The organism is Streptomyces sp. NPDC102406 (assembly GCF_044765725.1).
Lineage (GTDB): Bacteria > Actinomycetota > Actinomycetes > Streptomycetales > Streptomycetaceae > Streptomyces.
Genome location: NZ_JBIWKP010000002.1, coordinates 376,353 through 396,289 on the forward strand (window position 1 = coordinate 376,353; position 19,937 = coordinate 396,289).

Annotated in this window: 25 protein-coding genes and 1 pseudogene; 7 read left to right on the forward strand and 19 right to left on the reverse strand. The window is 72.1% G+C overall.

Annotation, left to right across the window (positions count from 1 at the left end; genetic code table 11):
- Nucleotides 1–27: 27 nt before the first annotated feature.
- From ACIRF8_RS10200 to ACIRF8_RS10260, 13 genes are all read right to left on the reverse strand, one after another.
- Nucleotides 28–819 carry an AAA family ATPase gene (locus tag ACIRF8_RS10200; protein ID WP_404212959.1) on the reverse strand — a complete coding sequence of 264 codons (792 nt, stop codon included), beginning with the start codon at nucleotides 817–819 and terminating at the stop codon, nucleotides 28–30.
- Between the two features lie 59 nt (nucleotides 820–878).
- Nucleotides 879–1,583, reverse strand: a complete 705-nt coding sequence (gene fabG / locus ACIRF8_RS10205) for a 3-oxoacyl-ACP reductase FabG (protein ID WP_404212961.1) — start codon at nucleotides 1,581–1,583, stop codon at nucleotides 879–881.
- Complete coding sequence (locus ACIRF8_RS10210) at nucleotides 1,583–1,735, reverse strand: hypothetical protein (RefSeq protein ID WP_404212963.1); 153 nt, start codon at nucleotides 1,733–1,735, stop codon at nucleotides 1,583–1,585. The genes fabG and ACIRF8_RS10210 overlap by 1 nt, the downstream gene beginning before the upstream one ends.
- A complete protein-coding gene (locus tag ACIRF8_RS10215; RefSeq protein WP_404212965.1) occupies nucleotides 1,732–2,187 on the reverse strand; it encodes a hypothetical protein in 456 nt (151 codons plus the stop codon). Before ACIRF8_RS10215 ends, ACIRF8_RS10210 begins: the two co-directional genes overlap by 4 nt.
- A 274-nt stretch (nucleotides 2,188–2,461) precedes the next feature.
- Complete coding sequence (locus ACIRF8_RS10220; protein ID WP_404212967.1) at nucleotides 2,462–3,442, reverse strand: AvrD family protein; 981 nt, start codon at nucleotides 3,440–3,442, stop codon at nucleotides 2,462–2,464.
- Nucleotides 3,443–3,662: 220 nt separating this feature from the next.
- Nucleotides 3,663–4,148: a MarR family winged helix-turn-helix transcriptional regulator gene (locus ACIRF8_RS10225; protein WP_404212969.1), complete on the reverse strand. Its 486-nt coding sequence runs from the start codon at nucleotides 4,146–4,148 to the stop codon at nucleotides 3,663–3,665.
- 168 nt (nucleotides 4,149–4,316) lie between these two features.
- Nucleotides 4,317–5,951: an MFS transporter gene (locus ACIRF8_RS10230; protein WP_404212971.1), complete on the reverse strand. Its 1,635-nt coding sequence runs from the start codon at nucleotides 5,949–5,951 to the stop codon at nucleotides 4,317–4,319.
- Between the two features lie 162 nt (nucleotides 5,952–6,113).
- Nucleotides 6,114–7,112: an aldo/keto reductase family protein gene (locus tag ACIRF8_RS10235; RefSeq protein ID WP_404212973.1), complete on the reverse strand. Its 999-nt coding sequence runs from the start codon at nucleotides 7,110–7,112 to the stop codon at nucleotides 6,114–6,116.
- 119 nt (nucleotides 7,113–7,231) lie between these two features.
- Nucleotides 7,232–8,029, reverse strand: a complete 798-nt coding sequence (locus tag ACIRF8_RS10240) for a GNAT family N-acetyltransferase (protein ID WP_404212975.1) — start codon at nucleotides 8,027–8,029, stop codon at nucleotides 7,232–7,234.
- Between the two features lie 69 nt (nucleotides 8,030–8,098).
- A complete protein-coding gene (locus ACIRF8_RS10245; protein WP_404212977.1) occupies nucleotides 8,099–9,133 on the reverse strand; it encodes an MASE1 domain-containing protein in 1,035 nt (344 codons plus the stop codon).
- A 91-nt stretch (nucleotides 9,134–9,224) separates the two neighbouring features.
- Nucleotides 9,225–10,070, reverse strand: coding sequence for a PP2C family protein-serine/threonine phosphatase (locus ACIRF8_RS10250; RefSeq protein ID WP_404212979.1), 846 nt, complete (start codon nucleotides 10,068–10,070; stop codon nucleotides 9,225–9,227).
- Between the two features lie 192 nt (nucleotides 10,071–10,262).
- Nucleotides 10,263–10,997: a D-Ala-D-Ala carboxypeptidase family metallohydrolase gene (locus ACIRF8_RS10255; RefSeq protein WP_404212981.1), complete on the reverse strand. Its 735-nt coding sequence runs from the start codon at nucleotides 10,995–10,997 to the stop codon at nucleotides 10,263–10,265.
- 157 nt (nucleotides 10,998–11,154) lie between these two features.
- Nucleotides 11,155–11,559, reverse strand: coding sequence for a DUF5994 family protein (locus ACIRF8_RS10260; RefSeq protein ID WP_404212983.1), 405 nt, complete (start codon nucleotides 11,557–11,559; stop codon nucleotides 11,155–11,157).
- A 274-nt stretch (nucleotides 11,560–11,833) separates the two neighbouring features.
- Here ACIRF8_RS10260 and ACIRF8_RS10265 point away from each other — a divergent pair, with 274 nt between their 5' ends.
- The 3 genes from ACIRF8_RS10265 to ACIRF8_RS10275 all read left to right on the forward strand — a co-directional run bounded on the left by ACIRF8_RS10265 (nucleotide 11,834) and on the right by ACIRF8_RS10275 (nucleotide 13,729).
- Nucleotides 11,834–12,310, forward strand: a complete 477-nt coding sequence (locus ACIRF8_RS10265; protein ID WP_404212985.1) for a DUF5994 family protein — start codon at nucleotides 11,834–11,836, stop codon at nucleotides 12,308–12,310.
- 153 nt (nucleotides 12,311–12,463) lie between these two features.
- On the forward strand, nucleotides 12,464–12,961 hold the full coding sequence (locus tag ACIRF8_RS10270) for a DUF5994 family protein (RefSeq protein ID WP_404212987.1): 498 nt from the start codon (nucleotides 12,464–12,466) through the stop codon (nucleotides 12,959–12,961).
- Nucleotides 12,962–13,180: 219 nt separating this feature from the next.
- Nucleotides 13,181–13,729 carry a hypothetical protein gene (locus ACIRF8_RS10275; protein ID WP_404212989.1) on the forward strand — a complete coding sequence of 183 codons (549 nt, stop codon included), beginning with the start codon at nucleotides 13,181–13,183 and terminating at the stop codon, nucleotides 13,727–13,729.
- A gap of 27 nt (nucleotides 13,730–13,756) precedes the next feature.
- Here ACIRF8_RS10275 and ACIRF8_RS10280 read toward each other — a convergent pair whose 3' ends face one another.
- The 3 genes and pseudogenes from ACIRF8_RS10280 to ACIRF8_RS10290 form a co-directional block, all read right to left on the reverse strand.
- Complete coding sequence (locus ACIRF8_RS10280) at nucleotides 13,757–14,467, reverse strand: hypothetical protein (protein ID WP_404212991.1); 711 nt, start codon at nucleotides 14,465–14,467, stop codon at nucleotides 13,757–13,759.
- Between the two features lie 73 nt (nucleotides 14,468–14,540).
- On the reverse strand, nucleotides 14,541–15,284 hold the full coding sequence (locus tag ACIRF8_RS10285) for a GAF and ANTAR domain-containing protein (RefSeq protein WP_404212993.1): 744 nt from the start codon (nucleotides 15,282–15,284) through the stop codon (nucleotides 14,541–14,543).
- Between the two features lie 237 nt (nucleotides 15,285–15,521).
- Nucleotides 15,522–15,693, reverse strand: a pseudogene (locus ACIRF8_RS10290) (NADP oxidoreductase); the annotation flags it as partial.
- On the opposite strand from ACIRF8_RS10290, the gene ACIRF8_RS10295 reads away from it, so the two are divergent.
- Both ACIRF8_RS10295 and ACIRF8_RS10300 read left to right on the forward strand, forming a co-directional pair.
- Nucleotides 15,666–16,358 (forward strand): sigma factor-like helix-turn-helix DNA-binding protein, encoded by a 693-nt coding sequence (locus ACIRF8_RS10295; RefSeq protein WP_404214244.1) that lies wholly within the window; start codon nucleotides 15,666–15,668, stop codon nucleotides 16,356–16,358. The pseudogene ACIRF8_RS10290 and the gene ACIRF8_RS10295 sit on opposite strands and share 28 nt — an antisense overlap.
- Complete coding sequence (locus ACIRF8_RS10300) at nucleotides 16,355–16,747, forward strand: VOC family protein (RefSeq protein ID WP_404212995.1); 393 nt, start codon at nucleotides 16,355–16,357, stop codon at nucleotides 16,745–16,747. The genes ACIRF8_RS10295 and ACIRF8_RS10300 overlap by 4 nt, the downstream gene beginning before the upstream one ends.
- A 9-nt stretch (nucleotides 16,748–16,756) precedes the next feature.
- On the opposite strand, the gene ACIRF8_RS10305 is transcribed toward ACIRF8_RS10300, so the two are convergent.
- Both ACIRF8_RS10305 and ACIRF8_RS10310 read right to left on the reverse strand, forming a co-directional pair.
- Complete coding sequence (locus tag ACIRF8_RS10305; RefSeq protein ID WP_404214246.1) at nucleotides 16,757–17,683, reverse strand: NADP-dependent oxidoreductase; 927 nt, start codon at nucleotides 17,681–17,683, stop codon at nucleotides 16,757–16,759.
- Between the two features lie 139 nt (nucleotides 17,684–17,822).
- Entirely contained in the window at nucleotides 17,823–18,245 is a 423-nt protein-coding gene (locus ACIRF8_RS10310) for a PPOX class F420-dependent oxidoreductase (RefSeq protein WP_404212997.1), read from the reverse strand.
- 358 nt (nucleotides 18,246–18,603) lie between these two features.
- On the opposite strand from ACIRF8_RS10310, the gene ACIRF8_RS10315 reads away from it, so the two are divergent.
- Both ACIRF8_RS10315 and ACIRF8_RS10320 read left to right on the forward strand, forming a co-directional pair.
- Nucleotides 18,604–18,774 carry a hypothetical protein gene (locus tag ACIRF8_RS10315; protein ID WP_404212999.1) on the forward strand — a complete coding sequence of 57 codons (171 nt, stop codon included), beginning with the start codon at nucleotides 18,604–18,606 and terminating at the stop codon, nucleotides 18,772–18,774.
- Nucleotides 18,775–18,972: 198 nt separating this feature from the next.
- Nucleotides 18,973–19,437, forward strand: a complete 465-nt coding sequence (locus ACIRF8_RS10320; protein WP_404213001.1) for an ATP-binding protein — start codon at nucleotides 18,973–18,975, stop codon at nucleotides 19,435–19,437.
- A gap of 40 nt (nucleotides 19,438–19,477) precedes the next feature.
- Here the strand turns inward: ACIRF8_RS10320 and ACIRF8_RS10325 are convergent, their stop codons facing one another.
- On the reverse strand, nucleotides 19,478–19,849 hold the full coding sequence (locus tag ACIRF8_RS10325; protein WP_404213003.1) for an STAS domain-containing protein: 372 nt from the start codon (nucleotides 19,847–19,849) through the stop codon (nucleotides 19,478–19,480).
- Between the last annotated feature and the right edge of the window lie 88 nt (nucleotides 19,850–19,937).

Consider the following 19,937-nt stretch of genomic DNA (forward strand, 5'->3'; position numbering starts at 1 on the left):
GCCCACCGGCCGGCCCGCCGCACGACGTCAGAAGCGCATCGCGTACGAGAGGCGCCGCCGCAGGGACTTGGCCCGCTGTGCCTCGTGGAAGCGTTCGTCCTGCTCCAGGACCTCGGTGGCCCGGACCACCTTCGCGCCGGCCCGCTCGATCGCCTCGTCGAGCGGCATGACCAGGGGCAGGTCGAAGATCTCGACGATCCGCTCCACGCGTTCGCGGACGCTGCCGCCGACCACGTGGTACGGGATCTCCAGCTCCTCCAGGGTCTCGATCAGCAACTCGTCGGACATCCGGCGGAACGGCTCGGACACCGGCCGGTGGCCGTCGGCCTTCATCTCGAACTCGACCGGCAGATGCACGTAGGCGTCGTAGATCCGCTTGGCGCGGGCCTTGGCGACGGCGCCGTACGCGTCCATGTACTGGCGGTAGAAGCGCTTCACCGGCAGCCCGGCGACGTTCTTCATCGTCCGCAGAAGCAGGTTGGCCCCCGGGTTGATGCCGACCCGCATGCGGGCCTCACCGTAGATCCATTCGTGGATGACGGAGCCGTCCGAGACGAACGGTCCCTCGCCGGACTCGTTGTGGATCCGCTCCTCGAGCCGGCGCAGCCCGAGCATCGTCAGCTCCATGGCGCTGAGTTCCTGGACCTGCTTGCCCGGGACGAGGTCCAGCAAGATCTCCCGGGACGTCATCGCGTGGGTGCGGGGAATGCCCGTCGCCATCGACAGCGTCTCCGTCGTGGTGCTCTTGCCGCTGGAGTACGTGCCCGAGATCGCCAGGTGCAGACCGCGCTGCGGGGTGGGGGTGCTCGTGTTCCCCATGGTGGGTTCTCTTCCCGTCGTGGATGGCCCGGCCGCGGCCGGGGTGTGAGGTGGTGCGGTCAGCCGCCCAGGCCGAGGCCGCCGCTGACCGGGAGGACGGCCCCGGTGACGAAGCGGCCCGATTCGCCGGTCAGATAGCGCACCGCGGCGGCGACGTCGGCCGCCTCGCCGACGCGTCCCAACGGCGTGATGGACAGCAGGTGTTCGCGTCGGCGGTCGGTGATCTCACGGCTCATGGCGGTGTCGATCAGGCCCGGCGCGACGACGTTGACCGTGATGTTGCGGGGGCCGAGCTCCCAGGCGAGGGAGCGGGCCATGCCGAGCATCCCGGCTTTGGCCGCCGCGTAGTTGACCTGGCCGGGCGCCCCGTACGCGTAGGTCATCGAGGAGATCAGCACGATCCGTCCCCAGCGGGCCCGCACCATGCCGCGCACCGCGCGCCGCACGGCGCGGAAGGCGCCGTGCAGGTTGACGTCGACGACATCGGTGAAGTCCTGCTCCTCCATGCGCATGAGCAGGGTGTCCCGGGTGATGCCCGCGTTGACGACGAGCACCTCGACCGGGCCGTGTGCGGCCTCCGCCTTCTCGAAGGCCGCGTCGATGCTCGCCGGATCGGTCATCTCGGCGCGTACGCCGAACAGTCCGTCGGGCGGGGCACAGTCGCGGTGGGTGACGGCGACGCGGTCGCCGTCGGCCGCGAGGCTGGTGGCGATGGCGAGGCCGATGCCCCGGTTGCCTCCGGTGACCATGACCGAGCGTCCCATCAACGGCTCCTGGGTGCGGTGGTGCCGGGCGTGCTCGGGCGTCGGCCGGTGCGGGCGAGGTTGCGCGCGGCGGTCTCGGCGAGGAGTCGGCCGATCTCGCGCTGGCTGAGGAAGAGTCCGCCCGGGTCGTCGTGGTGCGGGGTCCGCTTCATCGGCTCGCCTCGCAGACCGTCGCAGCCGCCGCGCACGGGCGCGGGGCGTCGGCGAACAGATGGCGGACGGCCGCCTCGAACCGGTCCGCCGTCAGCGCGTGCGGCAGCAGTCGGCGGGCGAAGCGCGGGCCCGGTGCCGCTCCGTGCCGCGGTTCCTCGGCGAGCAGCGGCGGCAGCAGCGCCATCGGCGTGCGGGACAGCGCGGCGTCGCTCTCCGCCAGGAACTGTGCGGCGCGTTCGCGGTGCGCGTCCGGCAGCCAGTCCAGGAACGGCAGCCGGACCTCGACGAGTTCGTCGGTGTCCCCGGGAACGTCTCCGCGCCGGACGCCCACCAGTTGGCGTACCAGGCGATGGGGCGCGGCCTGCCACTCCTCGCGCAGCAGGGGTACGTGGCGGCGGGCGTCGTCCAGCAGGACGAGCAGCGGGCGCCCGTTGTCCAGATGCTCCCGCACGAGAGCGCGTTGTGTCTCGTCCGGCCACAGTCCCGCCGGTGTCCACCTCCGCCTTCCGGGTTCGGCGGCGGGCTCTTTCCAGAGCATGCGCGCCGGCCCTTCGAGTATGACGAGCACGTCTCCTAACCGGAGCGTGGGTGTAAAACGCATGACGTAATTCCCCCGTTTGTTTCTCACACGTGAATTGGGCGTGCAGACGCACCGCTCCGCGCATTCCGTACCAGTGAATGAATTCGACCAGGGAGATTCCCGATCCGGAATGCGCGGTGTGTGTCTACGCGGCGGCGGGCAGGCGGTGGGCCAGCCAGCAGCGACCGCCGATGCCCGCGAAGTCGTCGACCGCCAGTTCCGCGGTGCGCCAGCGCGCCTCGCCCATGGTCAGCACCCTGCTGCTCGCGGTGCTCACGGTCGGCACGAAGCTCTGCCCGAGGGGCCGCACCGGGGTGCGCGCGCTGATGACGAAGCGCCGCATCCAGAGCGTGTCGGTGTCGCCTCGGGACAGACCGTCCTGCGCGTAGAGCAGGATCTGCGCCATCTGGGCCACGCCCACGAGCGCGTCGACCAGCGAGACCGAGGGGCCGTAGGCGGCTTCGGCGCCGCGGGTGAGCGGGTCCTCGCCGGCCGCGACGACGCGCTGGAGCACGCGGACCTCCTGGCGCGCCAGATCGACGCGGACCTGCTCGGCGTGCTGCTCGTGCCGCTTGTAACCCGTGCCGTAGTGCCGCGCCCCGGCCGGCCCGAGGGCCTGCCCCTCGTCCGCGTAGGTGGCGGGCTTCCCCGCCCGGCCACCGTGTTCGTGCACGAGCGTGCAGCGCACCTTCAGGCTGCCGACGCGGACCTCGAAGGTGCTGGCCAGCGCGGAGTCGTCCTCGGCCGGTCCGTCGACGGCGAGCAGCCTGCCCCGTACGGGAAAGTCGGCGAGCTCCTCGTGCGGACTGCTCCCGGCACGTACGTCGGCGTGGCGCAGCCAGACCCGGCGCCGCTGCGCCGGACCGAGGCCGAACGCGTGGGCGAGGTGCACCTCCGCCAGGTTGGCGGCGAGGACCAGTGCGTCGATGCTGCTCAGGTGCGGCCGCAGGTCCCCGGCGCCCGACTTGCGGGACCAGTCCTGCGGGTACGCGAGCGTGCCGCGCGCGGTGACGAGCGCGCCCGGCCGGTCACCACCGTCGGTGGTGATGTCCTTGAGCGTCTGCGTGACGCGCTTGTACCCGCTGCCGAAGAAGCGGGAGCTGCCGGGTCCCAGGCAGCTTTCCATCGATCCGTAGAATAGAGCTTTGCCGTTCTTTTCACTCTCTTTGCAGTTCATTCCCCGTTTAACCTTCCCCCGTGTCCGGATCGCACGACCCGGACAGAAAAAAGACTAACACGGCATCTTGCTCGGAAAGCGCTTCGAAAGGCAGGTGTGATGCCCTCCACAGATCCGCTCAAAGGCTTTTCCATAAAGGGATTCAGCAATTCCAGTTCGGTTCGCTGATTTACTCGCAGGCGATCACGCGTGGCCAGCGGTCGGCGAGCAGTTCGCCGAGGAGCGCCCGCAGCCGGTCACGGTCCTCCGCGGGTACGGCCGCGAGGAAGTCCCGCTCGACGGCGTCGACCGCGCTGCCCGCGCGGGCGAGCGCCGCCCGGCCGTCGTCGGTGAGCCGCAGGATGTACCGACGCCGGTCCGACGGGTTGCGCCGCCGCTCCACGTGGCCGGCCCGCTCCATCTCGTCGATGAGGGCCACCATGGTCGTGGGGTCGAGGTGGAGCAGTCTGCTGAGGTCCTGCTGGGACAGGCTCAGGTCGCTCTCCAGCGCGGCGAGCACGTAGAAGTAGCGCAGGCGCATGCCCTGTTCGGCGAGCGCGCGCTCCGCGTCCTCCATCAGGATCGAGCCGGCCTTGTTCAGCAGGTAGCCGGTCCTGCGGACGAGGGGGAAGTCGAGGCCGGCGGGGTGCGCCGGGGTGGGCGTCGCCTGTGTCATGCGGGCCGTTCCCCCTTGTCGCTCGGTGCTGCGGACAGTGCTCGTGCTGCCGGCGATGCTCGGTGTCGCCGAACGTCTCCCGCGCAGATCGTAGGTGGTTCAAAGCGTACTGGCGGTGGCACCGGCCTCCAAGGCCGGTGCCACCGCCAGTGCATGGCGTCCCCTCGCCTACCGTTCGCCTCCCGCGCGCACGGGCTCCACGAGGGGCAGCACTTCGGCGCTCTCGCCGCCCGCGGGCCCGTGCGCCGCGTCCACGCTCGCCGCGCCCTCGCCCCTGGCGCTCTCGTGCAGGTCGCGGGTGCGGATGAAGAGGAATCCCACGAGTGAACCGACCGCGGCGACGGCCGCGCAGACGAGCATCACGTCGGTCAGACCGTCCACGAAGGCGGTGCGGGCCGCCGCCTCCAGCGCGGGGGCGAGCCCCGAGGGAGCCCGACCGGCCGCCTCCGCTCCGCCGCCCGCGGCCACCGCCTCGCCGAACTCATGGGCGGAGGAGCCGAGTTGGCGCCCCGCCCCGGACTGTGCGAAGAGGTCGGTCACCCGGCTCTGGAAGGCCGCGCCGAACCCGGCGATGCCGATGGCGACACCGACCTGCTGGAACGTCTCGTTGATCCCCGAGGCCATGCCCGCCTTGGACGGTTCCACGACGGCGATGGAGAGCGAGGCGCGCGGCGGGTTGAAGAGACCCATGCCGAGGCCGATCCCGAACATGCTCGGCAGCAGCGCCGTCCACGAGGTGTCCGGGCCGGTCAGGGCGACGAGGGTGAGGCCGCCCGCGATGAGCGCGAGGGACGAGCCCATCAGGAGCCGCTGCGGCACCCGCGTGGTCAGCGATCCCGCGACGGCGGCCGCGACGAACAGGGTGCCGGTCAGCGGCAGGAACCGCAGGCCGGTCTCCCAGGGCGAGTACGCCAGGACGTTCTGCACGTACGACACCAGGAGGAAGATCGCCGACATGGTCGCGGCGGCGCACAGCAGCGTCACCACCGACACCCCGTTGAACGTCACGTTCCGGAACAACGAGAGCTGGAACATGGCCTGTTCGCCGCGGTGCCGCTCCACGAGGGCGAATCCGACCAGGAGCAGGGCGGCGGCCACGAACATGCCGACGATGGGCGCACTCCCCCAGCCCTCGGCCTCGCCCCGCAGGAGCCCGAGGACGAGCAGCGTCAGCGCGCCGGTGAAGAGCACCATGCCCCACCAGTCGACGCCGGGCGCCGAGGTGTCACGCGACTCGCGCATCCGCAGCCCGCTGACGACCATGGCGACCAGGCCGACCGGTACGTTCACCAGGAAGATCCAGCGCCAGCTCAGCCCGTCGGTGAGGGCTCCCCCGATGAGCGGTCCGAAGGCGATGGACAGCCCGACCACACCACCGAAGATGCCGAAGGCCTTGCCGCGGTCCTTGCCCTGGAACTCCTGCCCGATCAGCGCGGGACCGACGGCGAACAGCACGGCTCCGCCGAGGCCCTGGATGCCCCGGGACACGGACAGCACGGCGACGTCGTTCGCGAGGCCGCAGGCGAGCGACGCGAGGACGAACACGACGAACCCCACGTTGAAGACCCGTTTGCGTCCCAGGCGGTCCGCCAGCGACCCCGCCGTCAGCAGGACCGCGGCGAGCCCCAGGGCGTACGCGTCGAGCACCCACTGGAGCGAGGTGAAGCTCGCGTCGAACGCGTCCCTGATGTCCGGCAGCGCCACATTCACCACGGTGAGGTCGAGCAGCAGCATGAACGTGGCCACGCACACCACGGCCAGGGTCCACCCCCGCCCGCCGGTCGGCGTCGTTCGTCCTGACATCGTTCCCCCGAAATCTAAATGATCTAGAAGCTAAATCATCGGAATCACCGATGATTTGAGAAGCTATGAAGTCACCGGGGGCCTGTCAATGGAAGGCGCGCGTCTCGGCCATGATCCGGCCGGAAACCGCCCGAACCGGCCGAGACGCGTGCGATGCGCGGGTCAGCGGTGCTTGATCTCCGCCTGGGCGCCGGGGGCGAGCGTCGGTTCGGTGACCGGGACGTCGCCGAGGGCCTGGTCGACGGCGCGCAGCAGGTCGTCGGAGAGTTCCGCACCGGAGGCGGCGGCGTTGGCGTGGACCTGCTCGGGACGGGAGGCGCCGGTGATCGCGGAGGCGACCTCGCCGCGGCGCAGGACCCAGGCCAGCGCCAGGGTGGGCATGCTCATCCCGGCTTCCTCGGCGATCGGCACAAGGCGCTGGACCGCCTCCAGGATGGCGTCGCTGTAGACGAGGTCCTGGGAGACGGCCATCGACTCACTGGCGAACCGGCTGCCCTCCGGGACGGGCTGTCCGGGCTTGTACTTGCCGGTGAGGACGCCCTGGGCGAGCGGCGACCAGACGATCTGCGAGATGCCGTTGGCGGCACACAGTCCGAAGACCTCCGCCTCCGGCGCCTGCCACAGCATGGAGTACTGCGGCTGGGAGGAGACGAACAGGTCGGGTCCCGCGACGTCGATCGCCGCCTGGATCTGTTCGGGGGTCCATTCGCTGAAGCCGAGGTAGCGGGCCTTGCCCTGCTCGACGACCTTCTGGAACGCCTCGACGGTGTCCTCGATCGGCACGGACGGGTCGAAGCGGTGCGCCTGGTACAGGTCCACGTAGTCGGTCTTCAACCGGGTGAGGGAGGCGTCGATCTGCCGGGCGATCTGCGTCGGCGAAAGACCGCGGTCGGCCGGGTCGTCCGACATCGGGAAGAAGACCTTCGTGGCCAGGATGTACGAGTCACGGGGGCGGGTCGAGAGGATCTCGCCCCAGGCGGTCTCGGCGGCCCCCTGCCCGTAGACGTTGGCGGTGTCGAAGAAGTTGATGCCCGCCTCGAAGGCGGCCTCGGTGCAGGCGCGGGTCTTGTCCGCCTCCACGCCGCCGGAGTAGGTGAGCCAGGATCCCAGCGAGATCTCCGAGACCTGGAGGTCCGAGCTGCCGAGGGTGCGGTATCGCATGAGTGCTCCTTGTTCGCGTCCGGGTTCTGCGCCCGGGTCGGTGGTCCGCCGGGGAGTGCCGAGGAAATGGGTACCCCTCGGCGCGGCGGTGCCACAGGAGGCACGGTGGGTTGCTCCGCTCAGCCGGATCCGACCGTGAGCCGCTTCTCGAACCAGTGATGGGCGTACGGCTCGTCGTCGAAGGCGGACACCTCGCGGTAGCCGCTGCTGCGGTAGAGCCGCGTGGCCGCTTCGAGCGCCTTGTCGGTGACGTGCCGTACCCGGTCGCTGCCGCTGCGGGCCGCCCGCGCTTCGAGCTCTGCCGGCAGGCGACGGGCGAGTCCGAGCCCCCGGGCCCCTGGCGCGACCCGCAGCCGCTTGATCTCGGCCGGCGCGCCGGGCGGGAGCTTGCGTCCGGTGCAGCCGACCGGTTTGCCGTGCAGCCGGGCGACGAGGAACAGGCCCCGGGGTGCGCGCGGCTCGCCCGGGTCGGGCAACCGGCTGTTCGCGGGGTCGAAGCCGCCTTCGAAGAGGTCGTCCATCCCGGCGGCGTAGGAGCGCAGACAGCGGACGGCGTCCGCGTGGTCGGGGTCGAGCGCTTCCAGACAGACCACCGAGGCGGTCAGCAGGCGCTCCACCTCCGCCATGGCCGCGGTCAGCCGGTCGCGCTGCCGGTTGTCGAGGTGCGCGCGCTCCCGCCGCCCGGCCCCGGTCAGGCGGGCCGTGCGGACCCGCCGGTCGCGCGGGTGGGTCTCGACGGTGACGAGCCCGTCGCGTTCGAGGGCCCGCAGCAGCCGGCTCACGTAGCCGGAGTCGAGGCCCAGGCGGTCCCGCACGCTGCGCACGTCGTGCGCGCCCTCGCCGCCGAGCCCCCGGAGCAGCCGGGCCAGCCCGTAGGGGTGCGTACCGCCGAGATACGTGTCGTGCAGCACGCCCACGCGCTCCGCGACCGTCCGGTTGCAGCGCCGGACCTGCTCCGCCTGCCGCGTGTTCCCCCTTCTCTGACTTCAGTCGGAGAAGGGGACCCTGTCGGTGCCCTCGCCACCGTCGCCGCTGCCGTCCCCGGCCGCCGGGTGGTGTCCGGGCACGTCGCGCGGCGTCTCCCCCGCGGTGAGGTGGTCGAGGACCTCCGCGAGTTCGTCGCAGGCCTGCTGGACCGAGCGGCGCGTGGCCCGTTGCTCGGTGACCAGGGAGGACAGCAGTAGGGCGGTCAGGGCGGCGGCTCCGTTGAAGGCCTGGAGTTTGGCCATGGTCTCGACGCTGCTCATGTCCAGGAAGGCACCACCGCCGGTGTTCGCCTCGAACGTGGTCAGGACGGACGCGAACAGCGCGCACACCATGCTGCCGAGCAGTTGGAAACGCAGCGCCGCCCAGATCAGCAGGGGGAAGACGAGAAAGAGCAGGCTCAGGGAGCTGAGCGCGGCCAGCGGAACGAGGACGGCGGCCGTCAGGAGCAGGCAGAGGCCCTCCTTCCACCGGCGGACTCGGAGCGGGCCCGCGGCGCCCACGAGCACGAGGAGCAGCGGCGTGACGAGCAGGACGCCCATCGCGTCGCCCACCCACCAGGCGAGCCACAGGGACCAGAAGTCCGCCGGGGCCAGGGATCCGGTCGACACCTGCACCCCGGCGCCGATCGTGGAGCTGATCAGCATGGCGCAGAGTCCGCCCAGGAAGACCAGGGCGAGGCCGTCGCGCAGACGGGAGATGTCGAGCCGGAATCCGACCCGGCGCAGCAACACGAAGGCGCAGAGGGGGGCGAGGGTGTTGCCCGCCACGTTGATCAGCGTGATGGGTTGTGGGGTGGTCAGGGAGGCGATCACGAGGACGGAGCCGACCGCGATGCCCGGCCAGATCCGTGCGCCGTACACCAGCAGGGCGGCCACGGCCACGCCGGTCGGCGGCCAGACGGGTGTCACGACGACGCCCTCGATGTCGAGCCGGCCCAGCAGGCCGAGGCGACCGGCCACGTAATAGAGCGCGGCCACGGTCAGCGTCTCCACGGCCGCCTTCGCGAGCCGCCGCAACCCTCCACCGTCCACCACAGCAGCTATGAGACACCGGTACGGCCGGGTCGGCCATACGAAGACCCCTGGCCGGGGCGGTCCAGCCGCCGGCGTGTCCACCGCCGGCGCCTCAGCCGTCCGGCAGGAGCCGCCCGCGCGTGCCGCCGTCGTGGCCGACGACGAGGACGGCCGCGTCGTCCTCATGGCCCACCGTGTCCGCCATCCTCATGACCGCGGCGGCCAGCGCGTCGATGCCGAGACCGGCGACGATGGCGACCTCGGCGAGCCGCGCCACCTGGGCGAGGCCGTCGTCCAGATCGAGCGACGGGCCCTCCACCACGCCGTCGGTCAGCAGGACGAAGACGCCTCCGACGGTGAGCTGATGCCGCGCGACGGGGTACTCCGCGCCTTCCAGCACGCCGAGCGGGGGGCCGCCTTCCCCGTCGTCGATGCCGGACCGGCCGTCGGCGGTCGCCCAGATGTGCGGGACATGACCGGCCCGCGCGCTCTCCAGGATGCCGGTGACCGGATCGAGCCGCAGGAAGGTGCAGGTGGCGAAGAGGTCCGCGCCCAGGGAGGCGAGGAGGTCGTTGGTCCGGCCGAGCAGTTCCCCGGGGTCCGCGGTGACGGAGGCCAGGGCGCGCAGGCCGACGCGGACCTGCCCCATGAAGGCGGCGGCCTTGATGTTGTGCCCCTGGACGTCGCCGATGGACATGCCGATACGGCCGTCGGGCAGGGTGAAGGCGTCGTACCAGTCGCCGCCGACGTTCAGCCCGTGCGTGGCGGGCGTGTAGCCGACGGCCACACGGACGCCGGGCGGATGCGGGAGGTCGTCGGGAAGCATGCCGCGCTGGAGTTCGACGGCGAGCTCGACGCGGGAACGCTGGGCCTCCGCCAGTTCACGGGCCCGGGCCGTCATCGCCCCGAGCCTGTCGAGCAGCTCCTCGCCGTCGCCGACCGCGCCGCCACGGACCATTGATCACTCCGGTTCAGCGAGAGCGCGCGGCCCTCGCACGTGTTCTCCCCGTCTCGGCCCCGCGACCCTGCCGACCATGGGCCGTACGGGACTGCTTTCCCTCTCACCCTGCCCGGGGCGGGCGCCGATCGCACCAGGAGCGGGCCCCGCCGACGCCGGCGGGGCCCGCTTCGTCCTGTGTCGCGGCCGTCCTCAGATGCCGCAGGACGACGCCGACCAGTACCGCGTGCTCTGGCTGCCGAGGTGAGCGTGGGTGCTGTGGCCGGGATAGCCCGGGCCGAGGATCTCGTTGAAGCCGTGGTTGCGGGCCTGCTTGACGATCTCGCAGTAGGACGGTGTGCCGACGAGGTCGATGCCGCGGCCGTAGAGGTGGTTGCTGTTCGCGGCGCCGCCGACCGCGTTGTTGCAGGCGGTGGAGCGGAAGCCGCTGCTGGTGGTCAGCGCCCGGTCGCCGAGGGCATGGCGCAGGGCCTCCAGTTTCCACATCTGCTGGAGCGCGTTCGCCTTCGCTGCGGCGGCGGAGACGGCGCCGCCCGACCAGTCGGAGTTGCAGCGGTTCATCTCGGCGTAGGTGAAGTGGGCCGGGGTGCAGTCCGCGGCCTGGAGGGCGTAGAGCTTGGTGAAGGTCTGGGTGCCCGCGATGCCGTCCGCCGACAGGCCGTACGCCTGCTGGAAGCGGGTGACGGCTGCTTTGGTCGCCGGGCCGAACTCGCCGTCCACACCGAGGACGCTTCCGGAACCGGGGTATCCGGCGACCCGGATCTGCAACTGCCTGACGTCCTCACCACTGGCGCCCTGGCTGAGGGTCCGGTTCCAGGTGTAGCAGTCGTCGGCGTGCGCGGTGCCCGCGGTGACCGCGGTTCCGAGCATCGTGAGAGACGCGAGCATGACAAGTGAGAGCAGGGCGCGAAGGTGCCGTCCGAGCACAGTGCCTCCCGAGGCCAGGGGGAAGGGAATCAAGGAACCCCGACCCTGCCCGGATCCGGCTACGCGCGTCAATAGGGCCCGCACGAGGCCGACTTGGGACGACGTGGAGGCGCCCGGCGGGAAGGGGACGGCCACCCGGGACCCGTCCCGGCTCACGTCATGCGCGGCGGGCCGACACCGCCGCCCGCGCCATGATCGACGCCGCGGCCTCGCTGGTCGTGTCCGGAGGGACGACGAGCAGGTCCCGGCGTCCGTGGCCGGACGCGACGAGCACGACGGTGTACAGGGCCGTGGCGGCCGAACTGCCGCGCAGGCGGACGACCTGACCGGCGACGAACATCCGGCCCGGGGTCGGCGACCACAGCGCGTCGTTGTACACGACGCTCGTGATGTGGCTCCAGGCCCGGGGCAACCCGCCCAGCAACGCGGGGAGTTCGGTCAGCAGGTCGTACGAGCGCGGCCACCACGCCCCGTCGATGGCCCGGGCGGCGCCGCGGTGGGGGGCAAGGCTCAGGCGCAGGGCGGGTTCCGAGGGAAGCGGGGGGTGCGGTGCGAGGGACATGACGGGCGGCTCCTGCCGACTGCTGCGCGTCGCCTGCTGCATGGCGTGGCGTCAGGTGAGGTGAAAGGTGTCACCGGCGGGCTCGGGGCCGGTCGTCGGGCACCGGCGTACGCGGGCCCTCGTCCTCCTCACCGTACTCCTGCCGACGCGGAACGGGCGGGACGTACGCTGGGAGTGCCGGGTGCTCCTCGCACGCCGACTTGGCTCGACGTCGCTTCCGGCGCACCACGACTCCGGGCCCGCTGTCACGGCGGTCCCGGGAAGGACGTGCGTCATGAACGCACCGAAGTCACCGAGCCCCCACCGCGGTTCGAGCGCGTCCGAGCGGCCCGGCCCGTACGCCCACGCCCGCCTCGCCCTGCGTCCGCCGACCTTCCCGCCGGGCCCGCTGAACGGGGCGTGGTGGCCCCGCAGCGACGACCTGGCCGCCGAACTGACCGCGCTCACCGAGGTGTTCGACGCCTCGCGCGGACGCGTGACGCGCATCGCGTGCCACCGCGGAAGCTGGCCGACCCAGCCGCAGGCCCTCTCCGTGAAGGGCCACTCGGTCACCATCACCTGGCTCGCCTCCGGTCTCGACCCCCACACGATCCGCCTCTTCTCCTACGGCGCCGGACGCTGGGACCTGCTGGTGATCCCTCCGCACAGTGCGGCCGCCGTGGCAGCCCGGCTGATGTCCGCCGCCTCCGACCCGGCCCTGCGCCTGGACGGCAGCGCCCTGATGGCGGCCGAAAGCCCACCCGGCACGTGAGCCGGGCGGCAGGACACGTCACCGATCGGGCTCCCGGGAGTAGCATGAGAGCACCCAGGGCCCTTCGAATTCCGGCATCCGCGCAGGTCTCGTCCTCGGTGAGTCATGGCATCGGGGACGACCGTCATGTCGCTCCGAAGACAGGTTCGCATCATGACCGCGACCACCACACCCGTCCACGAGGGCCCCGTCGCGCGGGTCGCGCTGAAATCCCCGACGGGACAGGGTCTGCTGGACGGCGCCTGGTGGCCCCGTTCGCGCGATCTGGCCGTCGAACTCCCCGCCCTGGCGGACGTACTCGATCCGCTGTGGGGCCGCGTCATCCGCGTGGCCGTCAATCCGATGCTCTGGCCCGTGGTCCCGCGCAAGGTGACCGTCCACGAGCGGGTGCTCAAGATCGGCTGGTTCACGCCCGAACTCGACCCGCACACCCTCCTGTTGCTGTCCTACCGATCCGCCCGGTGGGACCTGTTCGTGATACCGCCCGAGACGGATGCCGCGAGCGCCGCCCGCCTCATGACCGCGGCCTGCGACCCCGCCGGGCCGCCGCTGACGGCCACCGGTCTCATGGCGGCCGAGACCGCACGCCGTCCCGACGCGACCGGGGAGGGCGGCGAGGACTCGGCCGCCGCCACGGGGTCGGACCGGTGAAGGCGCTGGACGCCGTGCCGGGCCACCGGGACCCGGCCGAACCGGGCGACATCGGTACGCTCCCTCGACAGCCCGCCCCCGCGCCTGCCACCGTCGTTCGGCACGACCACCGCGGCGCGGGCCGCGGCCGGCTCGCGTCGCGCCACCGCCGTGCCCGCGGCGGGCACACGAGGGCCCGCCGGGCCGGGCCGCTTCGAAAGGACCGCGAAGGGAGGCCGGATGGCCGAGGTGTATCTGCGCCGACTCACCCGGTGGCAGGCCGAGCAGCAGCGTGAGGCCGTCGCCGATCTGTACGTCATGGCGTACCGTGCCGCCGCCGGGGCCGAGTACCGGGACCGGACGGGGTTCCTGCGCCGTTTCGAGCAGGACGTGCGGCACGAGGGTTTCGACATGGTGGTCGCCGACGCCCCCGGCCTCGCCGGTTGCGCGTACGGACACCGGGTGGACCGCGACGGGGCGTGGTGGGCCGACTATCCCGTGGAGGTGACACCGGAGACGGAGGAACTCACCGCGTCCGGCCGGGTGTTCGTCCTCACGGAACTCATGGTGCTGCCGACGCACCGGCGCCGCCGGGTCGCGACCCGGCTCGGGGAACTGCTGCTCTCCCGCCTCTCCCAGGACCTGGTGGTGACCGGCGTCGACCGGGACAGAGCGGCGGCCGGGGTCAGGGAGTTGCTGCGCACCTGGGGCTGGAAGGAACTGCCCTCCTCGGGGCCGGGCGCGGAGGAGTCGGGGCGCGAGGTGTGGGGGCGCAGGCCGGTCCGGTGACCGTGCACGGCGAACCGGGCGAGGGGTTCAGGAGTGCGCGTCGCCGTTGTCGTCGAGGTACAGGCGGTGGCCGAGCACGTCGCGGGCGATCTCGACGAGGGGCTTGTCCTCGCCGAAGGCATGAGCGCGCAGGCGGACGAGGGCCTGGCCGCAGGGGATGCCGAGTTGCGCGGCGAGCATCCCGGTGGCCTGGTGGACCTCGGCGAAGTGGAGCCCGGGATCGTCCACGAGCGGGGCCCGGGCCGGATCGGCGTGCGCGGCGGTGGCGATGGCGAGCTGGGCGAGGGTGTCGGCCAGACCCACCGCGTCGGCCAGTGCGTCGCTGGACATCGGTCCGGGCCTGACGCGGTGCCCGGTGAGCACGCCGAGGCCGATGACCCCGATGCGCAGCGGGAAGGCGAACACGGCGTGCACACCGAGGTCCTGGACGGCGGCGAGCAGGCCGGGCCACCGCTCGCCGGTGAACGCGGAGACGTCCGGCAGGAGCAGCAGCGTCCCCTGGTGGGCGGCGTCCAGGCTGGGGCCCTGTCCGTGCACCTGCTGAAGGTCCTCCAGGGCGACCGTGTGCTCGCCGCAGGACTGGACGAGTTCGGCCGGGCCGTCGCTCGGGGACAGCAGCAGACCCAGCCCGTCCAGGCCCAGCACGCGGGCGAAGGCCGCCAGGGGCAGGGGCGCCGTGCCCGGCCCGGTGTGCGAACTGAGGGCGCGCAGATAGGCGGCCATGACCGGATGCGTCACCGTGGCCGCTCCCTTCCGGAGGGGTCGCGGAGCCGGCCGGGCGTCCGCCCGCCCCCGTCGACGCGGGGACACCTCACCGATGGTGCCGGCGCAGCAGTGCGGGATCGGTGGTGCCGAGCAGGACGTGGCGGGCGAGTTCGGTGAGCCGCAGGTGATGGCTGCGCGCGTGGCCGCGCAGGACGGTGAAGGCCTCCTCGACGCCGATGCCGAGCCGGTGGGCGACGTAGCCCTTGGCCTGCTCGATGATGATGCGGGAGTCCAGGGCCGTCTGGAGTTGCGCGTTCACCGTCATCTGCTCGCTCACCGCCCGCTGGTGCAGGACGCCGATGGTGGCGGTGTCGGCCAGCGCCTGCCCCAGGCGCAGTTCGGAGGAGCCCAGCGGTCCCGGCCGGTCCCGGAAGAGGTTCAGGGCTCCGATCACCTGGTCGTGCAGGCGCAGCGGGCAGGCCACGACCGAGGTGTAGCCGAGCGCGGTGGCCCGCGGCGCGAACCGTGGCCACCTCATCCGTGCGGCCTGCGAGTCCAACGCGATGTCAGGAACCTGCTTCTTGCTGCGGTAGCAGTCCCGGCACGGGCCCTCGTCCCATTCGATACTGGCCGCTTCCAGCGTGCGGGTGCGCTCGTCGGACGCGGCCGCGTCCAGCAGGCGGCCGCCGGGCGTGGCGAGCAGGACACCGGCGGCCCGCACGCCCAGCAGGCGCACGCAGTGCTCGGCCAGCGTGTGCAGGAAGTTGATGACGTCGAAGTCCTGTACGAGCGTGTCGGCGAGGTCGACGAAGGCCGCCGCCAACTGTTCCTCATGGGGCAGTTCGGCCATGGGTCAATCCACCTCCAAGGTGCCCGCCCACCCTCCCACAGAACGGTGACACGAAGTGACGTGGTCGTCTTCCCCCGGGAGCTCTCCGGTGCGCACCAGCCCCGGGACGGCGGCGTCCCGAGGTCCGGCCGGCGTGGGCCGGGGCGCTGGCTGGAGGCTTCGTGCCGGGTGTCGTCGCCCGCGCGCACGGGCGACGGGCGGGCGGGCCCGGACGCGTAGGCCAGTGGTGGTGCGACGGCACCAGCGCGCGCACCCGGGCGAGGGCCGTCTCGTCGTCGCCGCGGACCGGTACGGCCGGCCGTCGCCCGCCGAAGGCAGGCGGGCACATCCGCCACCCGTCCTCGTGGCAGAGGTTGAAAGCCTTGACCACGTGGGCTCGTGGTGCCGCCGCGGCCACCCGACGGGCGGCCGGGGCCCGAGGAGGAGGGGGAGGCCGCCGACGCGGTCGGCATCGCCCTCCTCGTCGTCCTCGACACGCTCACCCCGGGCGAACGGCTCGCGTTCGTCCTGCACGATCTGTTCCCGCTCCCGTTCGACGAGATCGCGGCGATCCTGGAGCGCAGCCCCGCCTCCGCCCGTCAGCTCGCCAGCCGTGCCCGGCGCCGGGTCCGCGGGACCGCCCCGGTCGCGCCGGACGCGTCCCGCAGGCGCCGGGCGGTGGAGGCGTTCCTCGCGGCGACCCGCGCCGGCGACTTCGCATCGCTGGTCGCCCTGCTCCACCCGGACGTGGTCCTGGGCGGGCACACGGTCGCCAAGGGCGCGATGGTGGCCACCGGACGCGACCGGTTCACGGGCCTCGCGCTCCTCGACGGAGCCATCGGTCTGGTCATGGCCCCAGGGGCGCCCTCGCCTGGTCCTCGCGTTCACCGTCGACCCGGAGGGCGGCCCGATCACCGCCGTCGACGTGATCGCCGAACCCGAACGGCTCGCGGTCCTGGAGCTGACGGTCGCCTGAGCGCCGCGCGGGTCCGCACGAGCGACCGGCGCGTATGTGCTTGCCTGGGGTCCGGGCGAGATCACATCGCGCCGCCCATCGCGCCACCATGCGGTTCCGCAGAAGGAGAGCACCCGTGAAGATCCACTTGACCAGTGTGTTCGTCGACGACCAGGCGAAGGCGTTGCACTTCTACACCGAGGTCCTCGGCTTCGTGAAGAAGCACGATGTGCCGGTCGGCGAGACGGACCGGTGGCTGACCGTCGTCTCGCCCGAGGAGCCCGGCGGCACCGAACTCCTCCTGGAGCCCGCCGCCCATCCGGCCGCCCGGACCTACCGCGACACCCTGGTCGCGGACGGCATCCCGCTCGCCCAGTTCGCGGTCGACGACGTGCGCGCCGAGTACGCACGACTGCGCGCACTCGGCGTCCACTTCACTCAGGAACCCGTGGAGACGGGCCCCGTCACCACCGCCGTCCTCGACGACACCTGCGGCAACCTGATCGCGATCGCGACCGAACCCCGGTAGCCCGCCGGGTCACTCCTCCGAGACGCGAATGAGGATCTTGCCGTGCACATGCCCCGTCTGGCTGAGCTCGAAGGCGTCCGCGAGGCGCTCCAGCGGGAAGGTCTCGGCCACCGGCACCTGCAACTGTCCCTTGTCCGCGAGGTCCGCCAGGGCGCGCAGGCCCGCCGCGTCCGGGCGCGCCCACATCCACTGGCCGCCCGCCCCCATCACGTCGGGGTCGGCGACCGAGGCGTGCCTGCCGCCCTCGCGCAGCACGGCCCGCGTCACGTCGAGCACGCCCCCGACGTAGTCGGCGACCACGTCCACACCCTCGGGCGCGAGCGCCCTGACCCGGTCGACCACGCCGTCCCCGTACGCGACCGGTTCCGCGCCCAGCTCCCGCAGCCGGTCATGGTTCTTCTCGGAGGCCGTGGCGATGACCCGGGCGCCCAGCGCCTTGGCGATCTGCACCCCGAAGGTGCCGACGCCGCCCGCGCCCCCGTGGATCAGGACCGTGTCGCCGCTGCCGGTGTCCAGGCGGGTCAGGGTCTGGTACGCCGTCAGTCCCGCCAGCGGCACCCCGGCCGCCTCGCCCCAGCTCAGGGAGCGCGGCTTGGCCACCACGGCACGCACCGGGATCGTCACGAACTCCGCGAACGTCCCGCCGTGCACATAGTCCTTGCGGGCGTAGGAGAAGACCTCGTCCCCGGCCGTGAACTCGGGTGCGTCGATGCCGGCGCGCTCCACGACCCCGGAGACGTCCCAGCCGGGGACCACCGGGAAGACGGTGTCCATCATCCCGTCCAGGCCGCCGGACATCACCTTCCAGTCGACCGGGTTCACCGCGGCGTACCGCACCCGTACGAGAACCTCGCCCGGGCCCACCTTCGGCACGGGCTGGTCGGTCAGCGCGAGGACTCCGTTGTCCCCGTACGTGTCGTAGGTCATGGCCTTCATCGTGGCCGTCTCGTTCTGGTCGTTGCCCATGCTTCACTCCGGCCGGACGCGTGGTGTGGGTCAGGAAATCAATTGATCAGCAGGTTCCCCGGTACCCATGTTTGCCGCAGGCAGTCGACCCGGCCACCCGGCCGCCGGGTCACACGGACGCCTGGTCGGTGTCCCGGTGGGCGCCCCAGCCGTGCCAGCGGTCGATCTCGATGAGCGCGCTGACCCGTGGCCGTACGCGGTCCGGGTAGGGCTCGCCGGTGTAGTGGGTGGAGAGGCGGTCGATGTCGGCCCGGCCCTCGTCGTCGTGGATCTCGACGACCCGGCCGATGAGGGTGACGTGCGTGTACCAGTCGTCGCCGTCGAGGACGGTCAGGGTGACGCGCGGGTCCCGCTGGATGTGCTTCAGGCGGACTCGGCCCTCGTCCAGGTTGATCAGGACGCGGCCGTCCTGCCAGAGGTACCAGGTGGGGGTGGACACAGGTGTGCCGTCGGAGCGCAGTGTGGCCATGACGGCGGGGTTGGGGCGGCGCAACAGCTCGACGGCCTCAGGTGTCAGCGGGGGCTTGGACATATGTGCGCTCCTCGGTTTCTCGGTGGGTGACATGTGTGGTCGGCTTCGAGCTTGCCAGAGGCGGTCCGCCCCGGCCCGCCCGGCCCTCGTGGCGGCCCTCATATCCGCGGACGGCTTCTCGCGCAAGTGTGACGCTCCGGCAAATGCGCCCAGGTGTCTCCACATGCGTACGGGTGTGAGAGCCGCCGTGCCCCGGTGGGGCGACCGGCGCGGGGGCTCCCGCGTCCCTGGAGGTGTTCCGCGCATCGGCCGTATGGAACACACGGACGAGTGGGCTTCACCGTGGGCCGCATACCGCGCGGACAAACCGGTTAAGGCTTGGTTTGCATTTTCCACCCACGAAGCAAAGGACTGCCTCATGCGCTTGCGTACAGCGTTCACCGCCACGGTTCTGGCCGCCGTCACCGTCCTCGGCGGCGCGGGACTCGCCTCCGCCAACGGCGTCACCGACGGATGGGACGACAACGACGTCCACGTCATCGACGACACCACGATGGTGACGCAGTTCGGCGACATGGTGCTCGACTGAGCAGCACGATAGACAGCGTCCCTCTCCGGAGCCGCGCCATCCGCCCCGCGGGTGCGACCGGCTCCGGGGAGGCCGCGGCGCCGGTCGTGCCCTCCTTCCCACGCTCCCCACATCGGCCGACGTGCGGGTAACGTCTAGGGGATGAGCCGGTGGCACGTTCAGGCGCCGGCCAGTGGGCGAGAACAGCGGGGGCCTAGCATGCCGGAAGAGACCGACTCGGGCGCGGGCGCCGATACGACCGACGCGGCGCCGCTCCAGATGGCCGTCGCCCTGGACGGGGACAGTTCCTGCATAGCCCAGGCCCGCAGGGCCGCCGCCCGTTTCCTCGCCGAGGCGCGCGAGCGGCACCGGATCGAGGTGGCTCCCCGGACGGTGGAGGACACCCAGGTGATAGTCAGCGAGCTGGTCACCAACGTCGTCAAGTACGCCCCGGGACCCGCCCTGCTGCAGTTGCGGGTCAGCGGTGACTCCGTACACGTGGAGGTGTGGGACAGCGACCCGACGCTGCCGTCGGCGCGCTCCCCCGACCCGCAGCGGATCGGCCAGCACGGCCTGGAGATCGTCAACATCCTGGCCCGGTCGCTGGCCATGCGGCCCACCGTCGTCGGCAAGTGCATCACCGCCGCCCTCGACCTCGTCCCCGCGGGGAACGGCTCGGCCTGACGGGCGACCGGCCCTGCTCAGCCGCCAGCGCGGCCGCGACTCACCGCTGCGACGGTGCCCGCAGCCGCTCCAGCGCCTCGGACCGGGTGGCCGCGAGCGGCAGCACGGTATCGGTTCCGGTGATCTCGAGGAGTCGGCCCAGGGTCGGGGTCAGAGGCCCGCCCAGGGCGAGCGGCCGGCGCTTCAAGCCGTGCCCCGAGTAGGTGACCAGGAGCTGGTTGAGGAAAGCGCTGTCGGCGAAGGTCACCCCGGAGAGATCGATCAGGGTCGCGTCGGTCGACGCGTCGGAGAGCGCCTGCGTGAACGCGTCGACCACCTCCGCGACATCGTTGAGGTCCAGGGCGCCGCACACGGTGACCACCGCCACGCCTTCGTGCCGGTCGACCCGTATTTTTCTGCTGTCAGACGCCATGAGGGGCACCCTCGCACACGTCCTGCTCCTCGTACACTCCGCTGTCGCCGTTCCGCCCGCCGGTTCCGCCCGGGTCCGTCCGCCGGTC

What these genes read in the sequence shown, in the direction of transcription:
- ACIRF8_RS10220 (WP_404212967.1), bottom strand. Translation starts at nt 3,442, where the DNA reads ATGGAAAGCTGCCTGGGACCCGGCAGCTCCCGCTTCTTCGGCAGCGGG.
- ACIRF8_RS10285 (WP_404212993.1), bottom strand. Translation starts at nt 15,284, where the DNA reads ATGGCCGAACTGCCCCATGAGGAACAGTTGGCGGCGGCCTTCGTCGAC.
- ACIRF8_RS10250 (WP_404212979.1), bottom strand. Translation starts at nt 10,070, where the DNA reads ATGGTCCGTGGCGGCGCGGTCGGCGACGGCGAGGAGCTGCTCGACAGG.
- ACIRF8_RS10325 (WP_404213003.1), bottom strand. Translation starts at nt 19,849, where the DNA reads ATGGCGTCTGACAGCAGAAAAATACGGGTCGACCGGCACGAAGGCGTG.
- ACIRF8_RS10305 (WP_404214246.1), bottom strand. Translation starts at nt 17,683, where the DNA reads ATGAAGGCCATGACCTACGACACGTACGGGGACAACGGAGTCCTCGCG.
- ACIRF8_RS10315 (WP_404212999.1), top strand. Translation starts at nt 18,604, where the DNA reads ATGCGCTTGCGTACAGCGTTCACCGCCACGGTTCTGGCCGCCGTCACC.
- ACIRF8_RS10200 (WP_404212959.1), bottom strand. Translation starts at nt 819, where the DNA reads ATGGGGAACACGAGCACCCCCACCCCGCAGCGCGGTCTGCACCTGGCG.
- ACIRF8_RS10210 (WP_404212963.1), bottom strand. Translation starts at nt 1,735, where the DNA reads ATGAAGCGGACCCCGCACCACGACGACCCGGGCGGACTCTTCCTCAGC.
- ACIRF8_RS10265 (WP_404212985.1), top strand. Translation starts at nt 11,834, where the DNA reads ATGAACGCACCGAAGTCACCGAGCCCCCACCGCGGTTCGAGCGCGTCC.
- ACIRF8_RS10225 (WP_404212969.1), bottom strand. Translation starts at nt 4,148, where the DNA reads ATGACACAGGCGACGCCCACCCCGGCGCACCCCGCCGGCCTCGACTTC.
- ACIRF8_RS10260 (WP_404212983.1), bottom strand. Translation starts at nt 11,559, where the DNA reads ATGTCCCTCGCACCGCACCCCCCGCTTCCCTCGGAACCCGCCCTGCGC.
- ACIRF8_RS10320 (WP_404213001.1), top strand. Translation starts at nt 18,973, where the DNA reads ATGCCGGAAGAGACCGACTCGGGCGCGGGCGCCGATACGACCGACGCG.
- ACIRF8_RS10275 (WP_404212989.1), top strand. Translation starts at nt 13,181, where the DNA reads ATGGCCGAGGTGTATCTGCGCCGACTCACCCGGTGGCAGGCCGAGCAG.
- ACIRF8_RS10235 (WP_404212973.1), bottom strand. Translation starts at nt 7,112, where the DNA reads ATGCGATACCGCACCCTCGGCAGCTCGGACCTCCAGGTCTCGGAGATC.
- fabG (WP_404212961.1), bottom strand. Translation starts at nt 1,583, where the DNA reads ATGGGACGCTCGGTCATGGTCACCGGAGGCAACCGGGGCATCGGCCTC.
- ACIRF8_RS10310 (WP_404212997.1), bottom strand. Translation starts at nt 18,245, where the DNA reads ATGTCCAAGCCCCCGCTGACACCTGAGGCCGTCGAGCTGTTGCGCCGC.
- ACIRF8_RS10270 (WP_404212987.1), top strand. Translation starts at nt 12,464, where the DNA reads ATGACCGCGACCACCACACCCGTCCACGAGGGCCCCGTCGCGCGGGTC.
- ACIRF8_RS10230 (WP_404212971.1), bottom strand. Translation starts at nt 5,951, where the DNA reads ATGTCAGGACGAACGACGCCGACCGGCGGGCGGGGGTGGACCCTGGCC.